Annotated in this window: 20 protein-coding genes; 8 read left to right on the top strand and 12 right to left on the bottom strand. The window is 44.8% G+C overall.

Going from position 1 to position 15444, the window contains the following annotated elements; translation table 11 throughout:
• From rpoN to R8269_RS20770, 6 genes are all read right to left on the bottom strand, one after another.
• Positions 1-1070, bottom strand: a 1070-nt coding sequence (gene rpoN, locus R8269_RS20795) for an RNA polymerase factor sigma-54 (RefSeq protein WP_318222652.1), incomplete at its 3' end; no start/stop codon positions are given.
• Between the two features lie 50 nt (positions 1071-1120).
• The gene (gene lptB / locus R8269_RS20790) at positions 1121-1846 is read right to left on the bottom strand and encodes an LPS export ABC transporter ATP-binding protein (RefSeq protein ID WP_005381111.1); all 726 of its coding nucleotides are present in this window, start codon (positions 1844-1846) and stop codon (positions 1121-1123) included.
• Position 1847: 1 nt separating this feature from the next.
• Positions 1848-2342 (bottom strand): lipopolysaccharide transport periplasmic protein LptA, encoded by a 495-nt coding sequence (gene lptA, locus R8269_RS20785; protein WP_005381109.1) that lies wholly within the window; start codon positions 2340-2342, stop codon positions 1848-1850.
• The gene (gene lptC, locus R8269_RS20780; RefSeq protein ID WP_005381106.1) at positions 2323-2886 is read right to left on the bottom strand and encodes an LPS export ABC transporter periplasmic protein LptC; all 564 of its coding nucleotides are present in this window, start codon (positions 2884-2886) and stop codon (positions 2323-2325) included. The genes lptA and lptC overlap by 20 nt, the downstream gene beginning before the upstream one ends.
• Before the next feature lie 86 nt (positions 2887-2972).
• Complete coding sequence (gene kdsD, locus R8269_RS20775; RefSeq protein ID WP_005381104.1) at positions 2973-3944, bottom strand: arabinose-5-phosphate isomerase KdsD; 972 nt, start codon at positions 3942-3944, stop codon at positions 2973-2975.
• 29 nt (positions 3945-3973) lie between these two features.
• Positions 3974-4939, bottom strand: a complete 966-nt coding sequence (locus R8269_RS20770) for a calcium/sodium antiporter (RefSeq protein ID WP_005381102.1) — start codon at positions 4937-4939, stop codon at positions 3974-3976.
• 374 nt (positions 4940-5313) lie between these two features.
• Between R8269_RS20770 and mlaF the strand changes: the two genes are divergently transcribed.
• The 8 genes from mlaF (at position 5314) to R8269_RS20730 (ending at position 10755) form a co-directional block, all read left to right on the top strand.
• Positions 5314-6117, top strand: coding sequence for a phospholipid ABC transporter ATP-binding protein MlaF (gene mlaF, locus R8269_RS20765; RefSeq protein ID WP_005388422.1), 804 nt, complete (start codon positions 5314-5316; stop codon positions 6115-6117).
• The gene (gene mlaE, locus R8269_RS20760) at positions 6107-6898 is read left to right on the top strand and encodes a lipid asymmetry maintenance ABC transporter permease subunit MlaE (RefSeq protein WP_005381100.1); all 792 of its coding nucleotides are present in this window, start codon (positions 6107-6109) and stop codon (positions 6896-6898) included. The genes mlaF and mlaE overlap by 11 nt, the downstream gene beginning before the upstream one ends.
• Positions 6899-6900: 2 nt before the next feature.
• Entirely contained in the window at positions 6901-7389 is a 489-nt protein-coding gene (mlaD, locus tag R8269_RS20755; protein WP_005381099.1) for an outer membrane lipid asymmetry maintenance protein MlaD, read from the top strand.
• Positions 7390-7391: 2 nt separating this feature from the next.
• Positions 7392-8030: a phospholipid-binding protein MlaC gene (mlaC, locus tag R8269_RS20750; RefSeq protein WP_005381098.1), complete on the top strand. Its 639-nt coding sequence runs from the start codon at positions 7392-7394 to the stop codon at positions 8028-8030.
• The gene (locus R8269_RS20745; RefSeq protein WP_005381093.1) at positions 8030-8350 is read left to right on the top strand and encodes a lipid asymmetry maintenance protein MlaB; all 321 of its coding nucleotides are present in this window, start codon (positions 8030-8032) and stop codon (positions 8348-8350) included. Before mlaC ends, R8269_RS20745 begins: the two co-directional genes overlap by 1 nt.
• A 3-nt stretch (positions 8351-8353) precedes the next feature.
• Positions 8354-8608, top strand: coding sequence for a BolA family iron metabolism protein IbaG (gene ibaG / locus R8269_RS20740; protein ID WP_005381092.1), 255 nt, complete (start codon positions 8354-8356; stop codon positions 8606-8608).
• A 9-nt stretch (positions 8609-8617) separates the two neighbouring features.
• Positions 8618-9874, top strand: coding sequence for a UDP-N-acetylglucosamine 1-carboxyvinyltransferase (murA, locus tag R8269_RS20735; protein WP_005388419.1), 1257 nt, complete (start codon positions 8618-8620; stop codon positions 9872-9874).
• Between the two features lie 155 nt (positions 9875-10029).
• Positions 10030-10755: a 1-acylglycerol-3-phosphate O-acyltransferase gene (locus R8269_RS20730; protein WP_171343292.1), complete on the top strand. Its 726-nt coding sequence runs from the start codon at positions 10030-10032 to the stop codon at positions 10753-10755.
• An 85-nt stretch (positions 10756-10840) separates the two neighbouring features.
• On the opposite strand, the gene R8269_RS20725 is transcribed toward R8269_RS20730, so the two are convergent.
• From R8269_RS20725 to arcA, 6 genes are all read right to left on the bottom strand, one after another.
• Positions 10841-11230, bottom strand: a complete 390-nt coding sequence (locus R8269_RS20725) for a RidA family protein (protein WP_005381087.1) — start codon at positions 11228-11230, stop codon at positions 10841-10843.
• 130 nt (positions 11231-11360) lie between these two features.
• Positions 11361-11822, bottom strand: coding sequence for an aspartate carbamoyltransferase regulatory subunit (gene pyrI / locus R8269_RS20720; protein ID WP_005381086.1), 462 nt, complete (start codon positions 11820-11822; stop codon positions 11361-11363).
• A 15-nt stretch (positions 11823-11837) separates the two neighbouring features.
• Positions 11838-12767: an aspartate carbamoyltransferase gene (gene pyrB, locus R8269_RS20715; protein ID WP_005381085.1), complete on the bottom strand. Its 930-nt coding sequence runs from the start codon at positions 12765-12767 to the stop codon at positions 11838-11840.
• Positions 12768-12853: 86 nt separating this feature from the next.
• Entirely contained in the window at positions 12854-12949 is a 96-nt protein-coding gene (locus R8269_RS20710) for a hypothetical protein (protein WP_005381084.1), read from the bottom strand.
• Between the two features lie 98 nt (positions 12950-13047).
• Complete coding sequence (locus R8269_RS20705) at positions 13048-14052, bottom strand: ornithine carbamoyltransferase (protein ID WP_005381083.1); 1005 nt, start codon at positions 14050-14052, stop codon at positions 13048-13050.
• A gap of 156 nt (positions 14053-14208) precedes the next feature.
• Complete coding sequence (gene arcA / locus R8269_RS20700; RefSeq protein WP_005381082.1) at positions 14209-15429, bottom strand: arginine deiminase; 1221 nt, start codon at positions 15427-15429, stop codon at positions 14209-14211.
• Between the last annotated feature and the right edge of the window lie 15 nt (positions 15430-15444).

Here is a 15444-nt window from a genome sequence, read left to right as displayed (position 1 = left end):
CTTGCAACTTTGAGTAGCGTCTCGTTTCTACTCTCTAAGCTCTTAATTAACCATTTTGCCTCTTGCAAATTGCTGCGGATGTACTGGCTATCCGCGCTATTACCTTTGCCTAATTGAGCATATTGTTGATTTACTTTTAATTTTGGCACGCTATCCGGGTTTATAGAAACGGTCCATTTGCCATTGTCTTTAAAAACGGATACGTCTGGGATTACGTACTCGGTATCATCAGGAGTGATGCGACTACCTGGACGAGGATCTAACTGTTGGATAAGCTTTAAGACTTCACGAAGATCGGCTTCTTTCAGCTTAGTCTCTTTGATGACGAGCTTGTAGTCTCGGTTGCCTAGGTGATCAATGTGATCCGCAAGTATCATTTTGGCTTCAGCAAGCCACGGCGTGTCTTCTGGGAAGGTCGTCAATTGCAGTAACAAACATTCTTGTAAGTTACGCGATGCTACGCCAAGAGGATCGAATTGTTGAATGCGTTTACGAACGGCTTCTACTTCGTCTAACTCTATCTCTTCATTATCGAAGCTCTCATGAATCTCTTCAGGCGACAAAGTTAAATAGCCGTAGTCGTCAACAGCGTCAATAATCGCTAATGCAATCGTGCGGTCGGTTTCACTGAATGGTGTTAGGTCAAGCTGCCACATGAGGTAATCATGCAATGATTCAGTGGTTTCGCCCTGGTAGACGGGCATATCATCATCAAGAGCTAAGCCGGTGCTACCAGTATTCGCGCTGTAGACGTCATCCCAAGTCGTGTCGATTTCAAGTTCAGAGCTAATTTCTGATTTCTCTATCACATCGGAGCTATCTGGAACGTCAATTTCTGTTGGTTCGCTAGCACTGTTGCTATCAGCAGCCTCGACCGCTGACTTATCTTCACCGTTTGCTAGAGGCTCGTCTTGGCCTTCTTCAACTTCCAATAATGGGTTTGAGTCCAACGCTTCTTGGATTTCTTGTTGAAGATCGAGTGTCGACAATTGCAATAAGCGAATCGCTTGCTGCAACTGTGGCGTCATGGCTAACTGCTGACCTAGCTTGAGTTGTAATGAAGGTTTCATTCAGTGTTACTTACCTTGTAATGCTCAGAATCTTACCGTTCCTAATATAATCATAGACGGAATTGTTCGCCGAGATAAACTTGTTTCACCTGTTCATTATTGAGAACTTCTGCCGGAGTTCCCGATGCAATTAGGTGCCCTTGGCTCACGATATAGGCTTTTTCACATACGTCCAGTGTTTCACGTACATTATGGTCAGTGATTAACACTCCGAGACCACGATCGCGCAGATGCTCAATGATTTTCTTGATGTCATTAACCGAAATTGGGTCAACACCAGCGAAAGGTTCATCCAATAAAATGAACTGAGGGTTGGCCGCTAAAGCTCGAGCGATTTCCACCCTGCGTCGCTCACCCCCTGATAGTGCCATACCAGCACTGGTTCTGATGTGCTGGATGTGGAATTCTTCCAACAAATCTTCCAGTTTATCTTGGCGCTCTTCCCTCGTCATTTCTTGACGAGTTTCAAGTACGGCCATGATGTTATCTTCTACTGAAAGCTTACGGAAAATCGACGCTTCTTGCGGAAGATAGCCAATGCCAAGGCGTGAACGGCTATGCATCGGTAAAATACTGATGTCATTGTCGTCAATGGTAATGGTGCCCTCATCACGAGGTACTAAGCCGACAATCATGTAAAACGAGGTGGTTTTACCCGCACCGTTTGGACCGAGTAGCCCAACAATCTGACCAGATTCAACTTCTAAGCTAACATCAGTGACGACTTTGCGTTTTTTGTAGCTTTTCGCCAAGTTTTTCGCACTCAGTACTGCCATATTAGTTCTCTATCTGATTGGGTTGCAAAATGGTCGTAACGCGCTCTTCCTTAGAGCTATCTGCGACTAGCTTTTGTTTACCAATTTGGTAACGAATCGAAGAACCTTTGATGGTGTTGTTGTCTTGTGCCAGCTGCGCTTGACCTTTCATGGTCAGTTCGTCTGTAGAAATACGGTAATCCAACTCCGTAGCTTGACCACTAAGTGTTTTACCATCGTCCATCAGCTGAGAAAACTTCGCAGGTTTACCAAATGCTTGAATCTGTTTAATTGCTTCGGTTTTAGGATCGCGAGTTACCACGATTCTATCAGCATCGATATTGATGCTCCCTTGCTTAAGAGATACATCGCCTTCAAAAACAACCTGGTTACTCTTCATATCAACCTGTTGGGTGTCAGAGTTTATGTAAACCGGCTGTTGAGTATCCGACTTGAGTGCCAGCGCTTGAGGCGCCGCCAATACCAGTGCCAGTAGGCTAAGGTGTAACGGTTTCATATCGACCTTGAACTTCATCTGTCAGAGTCGCAGTATGCTGTTTTAAGTTGCCTTGCATTGCGCCTCCAGTAGTTTCAAATTGTGGTCCAACCAACATCACTTGTTGGTCAGCTTTAAAATCACGATTGGTTAGATTAATGACCAGTTTGTCTGTTGCCATGGTATCAAAACTCGCACCAGGCAGAAGATTTTGCATTAAGACTTTGTCATATAAAGTCAAAACTTGGTCTTCATCTAACACTGCTCTTGTGGCAGTCACCTTCCATTCAATGACGCTACCTTCACGGTAAACCATCAAAGTCGGGTTATTAAAAATAGTATCTCCACTCTTAGCATAATGGTCTAAGTTAGTGGAGCGAATGATGTAACTGCGGACACCATCTTCACCGTAGGTGATGTTTTCTAATCCAGAACCACTGAACATGGGCAGTTCAGAATCTGGTGCTACTTGAATTGCGTCGTTGCCTTTAGGGGTTAGTAGGTAATAACCGCACCACGCTACAACGAAGATCAAGAGCAAATAAATAAGGCGAGTAAAACTCATATAATGAAGGCCTATCGTTTAGCTCAGTACTTCCCTGACCATTGCCTTTATTCGTCTAATAAATGATTTAAATGTTTGTGCTGATATTACATCACGCCAGCTTTTAGTAAATCGTGCATGTTCAGTGCACCCACAATTTTTTCGTCTTTACATAAAATCAGAGCGTTAATGTTTTTATTCTGCATCAAGTTCAAACCTTCAACCGCCAGCATATCAGGGTGTGCTGTGGTTGGGTTTGTCGTCATGACCTCGCCAATTGCCGTCGTATGAATATCGATACGCTTGTCTAAGGTACGACGTAAATCACCATCGGTGAATATACCAAGCATAGCATCGTGCTCATCGACGATGGCTGTCATGCCTAACCCCTTTTCTGAAATTTCAAGCAGGGCATCGCGAATTAATGCGTCAGGAGAAACTTTAGGTAACGCTTCTCCAAAGTGCATAATATCAGACAACTTAAGTAGCAGTTTTCTCCCCAGTGCACCACCTGGGTGAGATAGGGCAAAATCTTCGGCAGAAAAACCACGAGCTTGAAGCAGAGCTACGGCTAATGCATCTCCCATCACTAATGTGGCAGTCGTACTGCTAGTTGGCGCCAGGCCTAACGGACAAGCTTCTTGAGGTACCGTAATTTGCAGGTGTAAGTCAGACAGCTTGGCCATATTTGATTCTGGCTTACCTGTCATGCTGATGATCTTAATATTTAGGCGCTTTAATACTGGAAATAGAGACAGAATTTCGTTTGATTCACCAGAGTTAGAAATTGCCAGCACGATGTCACCAGGGCTGATCATACCCAAGTCACCATGTGCGGCTTCGCCTGGATGAACGAAAAACGCCGAAGTCCCAGTGCTTGCCAGAGTGGCGGCAATCTTGTTACCAATATGGCCTGACTTGCCAATACCCATAACGACAACTTTGCCGTTGTTGGAAAGGATAAGTTCACACGCTTTTTCAAATTGATCATCAAAGTAGGTATCTAGCTCTTGCAGAGCAGCAACTTCGATATCAAGAACTTGTTTAGCAGCAGCGCGAAAATCAAATTGATTGGACATATCAGATCTCTACTTATTGATCGTGGTAATTAAGCGGTCATGTTTGCGAATAAGTACACTTGGTAACCTAAGAAGCACACAAACAAGATGGCACCTTCAATACGGTTAATACTGCGTGATTTACCCAAACACATCGCGACAAGTAACAATGAAACGCCTAACATGACCCAGAAGTCACGTCCCATCGCGTACTCACTGAGCACCGATGGATTAATGATGCCAGGAATCCCCATTACCGCCAGAATGTTAAACACATTCGAACCGATAATGTTACCGACAGCCATGTCGTCTTCACCCTTTAAAACTCCCGCAAGTGATGCGGCCAGTTCAGGCAGGCTAGTGCCAATGGCGATAATAGTTAGACCGATAACAAGGTCGCTCATACCAAAGTGTTTAGCAATAATTACCGCGTTATCAACCAGCATGCTGGCTGCCAAAGGAAGCAGTATCAAGCCAATAACCACCCACATGATTGCTTTAGGGTTACTGACGCCTTCTGGGATCTCTGACTCTTGGTCATCAAGAAAAACATCACCTGATTTTTGCTCTTTGCGGCTGATTTGCAACATAGCAAATAAAAATGCCCCAAAGAGTACAAACAATAAGACACCCTCATAAAAACCGAGATGGCTATTCCAAAGCAGAATACCAGCGAGTACGGTTACGGCTATCATGAGTGGAAGTTCTCGGCGGATGACGGCGGAGCTAATCGACAAAGGCTTGATCAGCGCTGTAATACCTAGGATTAACGCAATGTTCGCTATGTTTGAGCCTAATACGTTACCCACCGCTGTATCTGTTTTGCCATCCCAAGCGGCGGTTGCAGATACCATCATCTCAGGGGCGGATGAGCCCATCGCAAGGATTGTCATGCCGATGACAAGCGGGGAAATACCGACGTTGCGGGCTATCGCTGCAGAGCCAAAAACAAGTTTATCTGCACTCCAAACAAGCAAAACAAGACCGACTATAAGCAACGCAACGGCTTCGAGCATGAGAATTCCTAAGTATTAAATAAGTAAAATGAATAACCGCTAATTTTGACCTTTTGCGGCCTAAAATGGAAGATAAACGAAGAATAAATTAAAGGTTAGTAACGAAAATGTATGTAAATCTCACTCATTTAAATGAGCAATTCTGGTCTAGGATTTAAACACTTCGTGCTAATTAGGTCATAAACCATGAGAAATTGCAGGGATATACTCGACTTTATTTAATTGAACAGTGCTTTAAATTCAACGCCAATGTGCTTATGATTGCAGCCTAATAAATGTACCGACGTTACTTTATTAAACGTAGAATTCAACTCCGATGAGTATCTGCTTGATGATTCCGTGAGTTGCAACGCTCCTACAGTAGAAGAGATGATATGTCGAACAACGATTTAGTCACCGTGAACAACCTCACTTTTTCACGGGGAGAACGCATGATCTTTGATGATATTGATCTGCATGTTCCTGAGGGCAAAGTGACGGCCATTATGGGACCATCGGGAATTGGTAAAACAACACTGCTGCGTTTGATTGGTGGTCAGTTGTATCCCGAGCAAGGAGAGATCTGGTTTGATGGAGACAATATTCCCTCTCTCTCGCGTAAAAAACTCTACCATGCTCGAAAGAAAATGAGCATGTTGTTCCAGTCAGGGGCTTTATTCACTGATTTGAATGTTTTTGATAATGTCGCCTTTCCATTGAGAGAGCATACCGATTTATCGGAAGATTTGATTCGCACCATGGTGTTACTCAAGCTCGAAGCTGTCGGTCTACGCGGCGCGGCGCAATTAATGCCGAGTGAGCTTTCAGGTGGTATGGCAAGACGCGCTGCTTTGGCTCGTGCAATCGCACTTGACCCTGACCTGATCATGTACGATGAGCCGTTTGTGGGGCAAGACCCAATCACTATGGGCGTTTTGGTTGAGCTAATTAGCAATCTAAACCAAGCGTTAGGTTTGACCTCTATTGTGGTTTCTCACGACGTACCTGAAGTCATGAGTATTGCTGACTGGGTATACCTGATGGCCGATGGAAAAATCATCGCCTATGGTACGCCAGAAGAGCTGACTCAAAACTCTGATCCTCGTGTCCAGCAGTTCTTACAAGGTGATGCCGACGGTCCTGTACCGTTTCGTTTCCCTTCTCAAAGTATCGAAAAGGACTTATTTGATGGTCGATAACTTCATTCACTTTGTCGCCTCGCTGGGTCGACGCACGCTTTCTATTTGCGGAGCATTTGGTCGTGCGACTTTCATGTTGATTGGGGCGCTATTTTCTAAGCCACAACCGATCAGAAGCTTTCCTCTGCTTGTTAAGCAACTTTATTCTGTTGGTGTTCAGTCGCTAGCGATCATCGTCGTATCTGGTCTGTTCATTGGAATGGTTTTGAGTCTACAAGGCTATGTTGTGTTGGTGGATTACGGCGCAGAAGGCAGTTTGGGGCAAATGGTAGCGCTTTCGTTACTCCGTGAATTAGGACCCGTTGTTACTGCACTTTTGTTTGCTGGTCGTGCCGGTTCTGCGTTAACCGCAGAGATAGGTCTAATGAAAGCAACGGAACAACTGTCTAGCCTTGAAATGATGGCGGTAGACCCATTGAAACGAGTGATTGCACCACGGTTTTGGGCTGGGGTTATCTCAATGCCTTTACTGGCTATGATTTTCATGGCTGTGGGAATTTGGGGCGCTCAGCTTGTTGGTGTTGACTGGAAAGGCGTTGATCACGGCAGTTTTTGGTCAGCGATGCAGTCCTCTGTTGAGCTAGGGCAAGACATTGGTAACAGTATGATCAAATGTTTTGCGTTTGCAATTACGGTTACTTGGGTCGCTCTATTTAACGGTTATGATGCTATTCCAACATCGGAAGGGATCAGCCGAGCAACTACGCGCACTGTTGTGCATTCTTCTTTAGCAGTACTAGGATTAGACTTTGTACTGACCGCATTGATGTTTGGGAATTAATCATGCAACAAACACGTAAAACTGAATTATGGGTTGGCAGCTTTGTATTAGCGGGAATTTGCGCGATTCTTGTGATGATTTTTCAAGTTGCTGACGTAAAAAGCATTGGCTCTGGTGATACTTATACCCTCAAAGCCGAGTTCGATAATATTGGCAGTTTAAAAGTTCGTTCTCCCGTAAAAGTGGGGGGCGTTGTGATTGGTCGAGTAAGTAGTATTTCGCTTAACCCAGACAACTTATTGCCAGTTGTAACACTATCTATCAATAGCAAATACAATCAGTTCCCAGAAACGTCGAGCGTACAAATTTTGACATCTGGCCTGATTGGTGAGCAATACATTGGTTTAGTACCTGGCTTCGTTTTTGATGATGAAGTCATGCTGGTGGATGGTGATACCATCGAAGACACCAAATCGGCGCTTGTGCTTGAAGACTTAATTGGTCAAGTACTATACAGCGTAGGTGGTTCAGACGACTCAAGTAAGGAATAACTATGTTAGCGAGATTACTACTTTCAGTTTGTGCTGTGTTTAGCGTCTTTGGAGCAACAGCAGCAGAGGTGGATAAAACTGAACCTTATAAGATGATGAAGCAGGTAGCTGAAGTCACGTTCGAAAGATTGAAAGCCGAACAGCCGAAAATCAAACAAGATCCAAATTTACTTAAAGTGATCGTTGAAGAAGAGCTAATGCCTTACGTCAACTACCGCTATGCAGGGTTAAAACTTCTTGGTCCAAACTTAAAAGGTGCTAAGCGTGAAGATGTACTTGAGTTTATCGATGCATTTCGTGCTTACCTGATTGCGTCTTATGCACAAGTGTTGACGCAATACTCTGACCAAAAAATTGAGTTTGGTCCTGAGCCTAGCATTGATGACTCTAAGCGTATTACAAGCATTAAAGTTGATATCATCGATACTCCGCGTCCAAACATCAAACTTGAGTTTAAACTGCGTAAAGACAACCAGTCTGGTGAGTGGGAAGCATTCGATATGATTGCAGAGGGCATTAGTTTGCTTTCTAGTAAACAATCCGAATGGAACAGTAAAATTCGTCAAGAAGGTATTCTATCTGTTGCTAAAGACCTAGAAAAATTGGCCGCAGAACCGATCCGCTTCGAGGCGAAGAAATAATGGCCCAGACTCCCGCTCAGTGGCAATTGGATCAAAACATTCTTAAGCTAACAGGGGCACTTGATAGAGATACAGTGCCTTCATTGTGGGCGTATGCACAGCAATGGCAACCTGCTCAATCGGAGCTGGAATGCTCGCTAAAAGAGATAGAGCGCGTCGACTCTGCAGGAATGGTGATGTTAATCCACTTATTAGAGCATGCAAAAAAGCAAAACTGTCATATAATGCTCAGTTTCGTGCCGGCGCAACTGCGCACTTTGTTTCAACTGAGCAATGTTGAATCTTTAGTGGCCAAACACATACAGAATTATCAGGGGTAAATTGTGGATAGCGCAAAAGTACAACAGTTATTAGAAGAAGCACTAAACCTTCAAGAAGTGCATGTGAAAGGTGAAGGTAGCCACTATGAAGTGGTTGCTGTTGATGCTTGTTTCGATGGAATGAGCCGCGTTAAGAAGCAGCAGCTAATTTATGCTCCTCTGATGGAATACATCCAGCGTAACGACATTCACGCATTATCAATCAAAGCGTTCACACCAGAAGAGTGGGCTCGTGATAAGAAATTGATGTCGCTTTAAGGTTTATTGATGGAAAAGTTTCGAGTTATTGGGTCAGATAAACCACTAGTTGGTGAAGTGACCATTTCAGGTGCAAAAAACGCAGCACTGCCGATTTTATTTGCGTCTATCTTGGCGGAAGAGCCAGTAGAAGTGGCAAACGTACCACACCTTCGTGATATCGACACAACTATGGAATTGCTTAAGCGTTTAGGCGCGAAAGTAAGCCGCAATGGCTCTGTTCATGTTGATCCAAGCAGTATTACAGAATACTGCGCGCCTTATGATTTAGTGAAAACCATGCGTGCTTCTATTTGGGCTTTAGGTCCTTTGGTGGCGCGCTTTGGTCAAGGTCAGGTTTCTTTACCAGGCGGTTGTGCCATCGGTGCCCGTCCTGTGGATCTGCATATTTCTGGTTTAGAGCAGCTTGGCGCAACCATTACATTAGAAGATGGTTATGTGAAAGCAGAAGTGGATGGTCGTCTAAAAGGCGCGCACATCGTGATGGATAAAGTCAGCGTAGGCGCGACGATCACCATCATGTGTGCCGCAGCGCTGGCGGAAGGCACAACAACACTAGATAACGCTGCGCGTGAGCCTGAAATCGTCGATACCGCTGATTTCCTAAATAAGCTTGGCGCAAAAATCTCTGGCGCTGGCACAGATACCATTACGATTGAAGGTGTTGAGCGCTTAGGCGGTTGTAAACACAACGTGGTTGCTGACCGTATTGAGACGGGAACATTCCTTGTCGCAGCAGCAGTATCTGGCGGTAAAGTGGTATGTCGCAACACTAATGCTCATTTGCTTGAAGCGGTTCTCGCCAAGCTGGAAGAAGCTGGCGCGCTTGTCGAAACGGGTGAAGATTGGATCTCCGTTGATATGACCGACCGCGAGCTAAAAGCGGTAAGTGTACGTACTGCGCCACATCCTGGTTTCCCGACGGATATGCAAGCTCAATTTACGCTACTGAACATGATGGCGAAAGGTGGCGGCGTAATCACTGAGACTATCTTTGAAAACCGCTTTATGCACGTACCAGAACTCATGCGTATGGGCGCTAAAGCTGAGATCGAAGGCAATACGGTTATCTGTGGTGATGTTGAGTCACTCAGCGGTGCGCAAGTGATGGCAACCGATCTACGAGCTTCGGCTAGTTTGGTTATTGCAGGTTGCATTGCTAAAGGCGAAACCGTCGTTGATCGTATTTACCATATCGACCGTGGTTACGACAAAATCGAAAATAAACTGGCTGCACTTGGCGCAAATATTGAGCGAGTGAGCTAGGCAAGTTAAACTGCACCGCAGGTAACTTGGATATCAAGAGAGCCGAAACCTGAGTTTCGGCTTTTTTATATCACTCTCATGACCATATTTTCCCTTTATGGAAAGAGAGATATTAATAGCTGTATCTGGCAAAAGCCGGTTCCTGGAGAACAAGAATGATTGCACTGTTACGTGTATTTGCTGTCGCTATCTTTGCGATTGTTATGTTTATTGGTGGTTGTGGTTACTGCCTATTAAGCCCTAGAAACCCTAAGCACGTTTTCACTTTTGGCCGTTTGTTTGCCAAGATGTCTCGTGTGTTTGGGATTAAGTTAGAGTTGCGTATCCCTGAAGATGCGTATTCACGCGGCCAACATGTTTACATTGCTAACCACCAGAACAACTGGGACATGTTTACTGTTTCTGCGGCTGTGACTCCGAAAGTTGTGACAGTAGGTAAAAAGAGCTTGGCTTGGATGCCACTGTTTGGTCAGCTTTACTGGCTTACGGGTAACATTCTGATTGACCGAGCGAATCGTTCTAAAGCAAAAGGTACTATCGATCAGGTCGTGAGCAGCATGAAAGAAAGTGATGTTTCGGTGTGGATGTTCCCAGAAGGCACGCGTTCTCGTGGGCGTGGTTTGCTTCCATTCAAAACAGGTGCTTTTCATGCGGCAATTGGTGCAGGTGTGCCAATCATTCCTATCGTATGTAGCTCGACGAATAAAATTAAGCTGAACCGTTGGAACAATGGTCATGTGATTGTTGAAATGCTACCTCCAATCAGCACTGAAGGCTATGGTAAAGAGGGCATTCGCGAGTTAGCGAATACCTGTCGTGAACAGATGAAAGAGAAGCTTGAATCGTTAGATGAAGAAGTCAAACAGCGCAACGCTGCTTAAGTTTTACTGCGATATCATCACGAAAAGACAATAAAAAGCGGGTAGCCTGAGCTACCCGTTTTTTTATGTTTGTCAGCAAGTGCAATTATTTGCGAACAGCGATTGCTTCAATCTCGATGCCAACATCTTTTGGTAGGCGAGCCACTTCTACACAAGAGCGTGCAGGGTAGTTTGCTACGCCGTGCTCATCAAAGAACTTGCCGTAAACTTCGTTCACTGTGCCAAAGTCATTTAGGTCTTTAACAAAAACCGTTAGCTTTACAATATCAGATACTTTAAGACCTGAAGATTCAACTACAGCCTTTACGTTTTCTAGAGACTGACGAGCTTGTTCTGCGATATCAGCAGACACTTCACCTGTCGCTGGGTTTACTGGGATTTGGCCTGAAGTAAGAACCATGTTACCTAGATCTACGCCTTGAACGTAAGGACCGATTGCTGCTGGTGCAGACTCAGTGTGAAGTACTTTCGTCATTTGATTTTTTCCATCAGTTGTAGGGAATAAAGATTCTCAGTTTGCCTCTAAACCCTCGGTAGGTAAAGAGCAAAATACCCTGACATTGCAGGGTATTTTAAACGTATCACAGCCTAGTCGTGCGGCGTGTTTATCGCTCGGTTACGATCTCGCGTGAGAACACTTTCTCGCAGTATTTACACTTTAGGCGGATTTCTTGTTTCTTCTCGAACACGCTAAAGCTGCTTTCTACTGGTTCATTATGAGAAATACAGTTTGAATTCGGGCATTCAAATACATCATTGATACGCTCAGGAAGCTCTAACGCGAGCTTTTTCACCACTTCATAATTCTCGATTTGATTCACGGTCGCGTGAGGAGCATACAACGCTAGCTTGCTCGCTTGCTCTTCATTGATAAACACATTTTCGATTTTGAGTAGATCTTTATGACCGAGTGCTGATGATGGCAAGTTCAGTCCAATCGTTACGCGTTGTGATGAATTGTGCATATCGAACAGTCTTAATACTTTGATGCCGATTTGCGCAGGGATGTGGTCGATGACCGTACCATTTTTGATTGCTTCTACCTGCAATTGAGTCTCTTTAGCCATGATTTTTCCCCTCGATTACAGTGTTTCGTTTAGAACAAGCGCCAGCAGTGCTTGGCGAGCATACACGCCATTTTGAGCTTGCTGGAAGAAGTAAGCATGAGGCGTTTTATCAACATCAGTTGTGATTTCATCCACACGTGGTAGTGGGTGCAGTACTTTCAAGTTCTCACGCGCGCCTTCTAGTAGTGCCGCCGTTAGGATGTAAGCCGACTTAATATGTGCGTATTCCGATTCGTCAAAGCGTTCTTTCTGTACGCGAGTCATGTACAGAATATCCAGTTCAGGAATCACACTTTCCATGTCTGTGTGTAGGCTATATTGAATGCCAGCTTCGTCTAGTTCTTCGCAGATGTAATCTGGCATTGCCAGCGCATCTGGTGCAACAAAGAAGAAGCGGATGTTGTTAAACTTTGCTAAGGCTTGAGTCAGTGAGTGCACTGTGCGGCCATATTTTAGGTCACCTACGAATGCGACGTTCAGGTTGTCTAGACGCCCTTGTGTTTCCGCGATGGTGTATAGGTCGAGTAGCGTTTGAGTTGGGTGTTGGTTTGCACCGTCGCCCGCGTTGATCACTGGCACGCCATTTGAAAATTCAGATGCCAAGCGAGCGGCGCCTTCTTGTGGATGACGCATCACAAAGGCATCGACGTAAGAAGAGATGACTTGTACTGAATCTGCGAGTGTTTCGCCTTTTTTCGCCAGAGAGGTATTACCATCATTATCAAAGCCAATCACGTCACCACCAATGCGCTGAATCGCTGTTTCAAACGATAAACGTGTACGTGTTGATGGTTCAAAGAAACAACTTGCAACGACTTTGTTTTTAATCAGTTCTGGTCGAGGTGCTTTTTTAAGGCTACCTGCTGTTTCTACGATAAGTTCCAGTTCTTCGCGTGAAAGCTCTGGAATAGAGATGATGTGCTTCTGGTAAAGCGAGTTCGCCATGATCTTCTTCCCTATAACATTGATGACTACATCCAAATAACCGAAAGGAATTTTGGACATAAAAAAACCTCCCCAATGGGGAGGTTTTAAAATTCAATAGAATTAACGAAAATAACACCACGTAAGCGTAGTCGCTTAGCGAGAGCAAATCGCGTTTTTACGTCAGCAATCAGCGTGGTCATTTCTTAATCCTCAGACAAATTGCCGAGCATTATACGCTTAACTTTCGTGAGCGCAAGCGATTACATCATGGTTTTTAGCGGCTGTTTTTGCGCGCTGGTTAGCTTCCTAGCGTCGCAACCATCACGGCTTTGATGGTGTGCATACGGTTTTCAGCTTCGTCGAATACGATGGAGTATTCTGATTCAAATACCTCTTCTGTTACTTCAAGGCCTTTCATGCCGTATTTTTCAGCGACTTCTTTGCCGACGGTGGTTTCATCATTGTGGAAAGCTGGAAGGCAGTGCATGAATTTCACATGTGGATTACCCGTTTGCTTAATCACGTCAATATTGATTTGATAAGGTGTCATTAATGCTACACGTTCATCCCATGCCTCGGCAGACTCACCCATAGACACCCAAACGTCGGTGTATAGGAAGTCACAACCTTTCACACCTTCCTCAACGCTTTCTGTTAACGTGATTTTTGCTCCGGTTTGTTGCGCGATAGTTTGACAAGTTGCCACGAGCTCTTCTTCAGGCCAGAACGCTTTTGGCGCGACAAGGCGAATATCCATGCCCATTTTCGCTGCGCCCACCATAAGTGAGTTACCCATGTTGTTGCGTGCATCACCTAGGTAAGCGAAGGTTATTTCATGTAGCTGTTTACCACGGCCGTGCTCTTGCATGGTCAGGAAGTCAGCAAGGATCTGGGTTGGGTGGAACTCATCCGTTAAACCATTCCACACTGGAACACCAGCATAAGTACCAAGCTCTTCAACAATGGATTGGCCAAAGCCTCGGTATTCAATCCCGTCGTACATACGACCAAGAACACGAGCGGTGTCTTTCATCGATTCCTTATGACCGATCTGCGAGCCAGAAGGGCCGATGTAAGAGACTTGAGCACCTTGGTCAAAGGCAGCGACTTCAAACGCACATCGGGTACGAGTCGAAGATTTCTCAAAGATTAGTGCGATGTTTTTACCTTGAAGTGTCTTCTGCTCTGTTCCTGCATATTTAGCTTTTTTCAGCTCTGTAGACAGTTCGAGCAAAAACTGGATTTCTTTGGTTGAGAAGTCCAATAGCTTCAAAAAGTTGCGGTTACGTAAATTGAAAGCCATAGCTCGTCCCTTAGTACATGTGATTAGATTAATAGAATTCATTAAAACATATAAATGCTTTTATTGTGAATAATTATTTTTAATTAAAGCTAAAAAAGGTTGATGTATTCACATCAACCTTAGTTTTGATTCACCTAATGTAAAGGGACGAGTAAGTTATATATCGTCTCGTTCTATTGGACAGCTCATACAGCGAGCGCCACCGCGACCACGACCAAGCTCGTTACCAGGTACTGTCAGTACTTTGATGCCAGCTTTATCGTATTTTTCGTTGGTGTATACGTTACGTTCGTAACCAATTACTACGCCCGGTTTTACAGTTAGAACGTTATTGGCGTCATTCCATTGTTCGCGTTCCGCTTCATAGCTGTCGCCACCAGTGGTGATGATTTTCAGCTGATCTAAGCCAAGAGCGGACTCAATCGCGTGCAGATAGTTATGTGAGGCTTCAACATGCATTTCACCGTTGCCTTTTGGTGTTAAGCGCCATGTGTCGAGATCTTTGCGCATGATCTCAGGGTAGACAGAGAAAGTATCTACATCCATATGGGTCATCACGGTGTCTAAATGCATACATGAGCGGTGTTTAGGCAGATCAATTGCAATCACTTCGGTCGCTTGGCCTGCTTTAAATAGGCTTGCTGCAAGGTTCTCTACACCTTGTGCAGTCGTACGCTCAGACATACCGATAAGAACTGCACCTTTACCAATAACCAACACATCACCGCCTTCGACATTCGCATTATCATAATGCAGATCATCGTCACCGAAGTATTTGATAAAATCTTGGCCAGCAAAAATTGGGTGCCAACGATAAATCGCACGTAAGTGGTTTGTTTCACGTTGGCGTGCAGGCATCATCATCGGGTTAAGAGAAACGCCGCCATAAACCCAGCATGAGGTATCACGAGTAAAGAGGTGATTAGGCAGTGGCTCAATAACAAAGTCGAGAGGACGCTTCATTTTTGGCAGCATAGAAGATGAGGAGATCGGTAGCTCTGAGTAAGCTAAGCCACCTAAAAAGATGCAGGCAAGGTGTTCATCATCCATTTCTGAAAAGTATTGGCGTAGGTCTCGCGCAAAGGTTGGCCCGTAACGAAAGTCAGAAATCTGAGTGTTCAGCAGCCATTGTTTTGCTTCTGGAACGGCGAGGGTTTCGACCAGTAAATCGTGGAGGAGAAGCACTTCAACGTCTTGCTCGCGCAGCGTACGTGCGAATGCATCGTGCTCTTCACCTGCCGCTTCTACAGCAAGAACGTCATCAAATAGCAACTCATGACAGTTTGACGGAGTTAAGTGGGTTAGGGCGCGTTCAGGGCGATTTAATAGAACTCGTCGAAGTTGACCAACTTCTGATCCAACGTACAGCTTGCTCATTTTGTATCCTTACAA

It is taken from the genome of Vibrio sp. Vb0667 (assembly GCF_033391095.1).
This window is presented reverse-complemented; position numbering and strand designations above follow the sequence as displayed.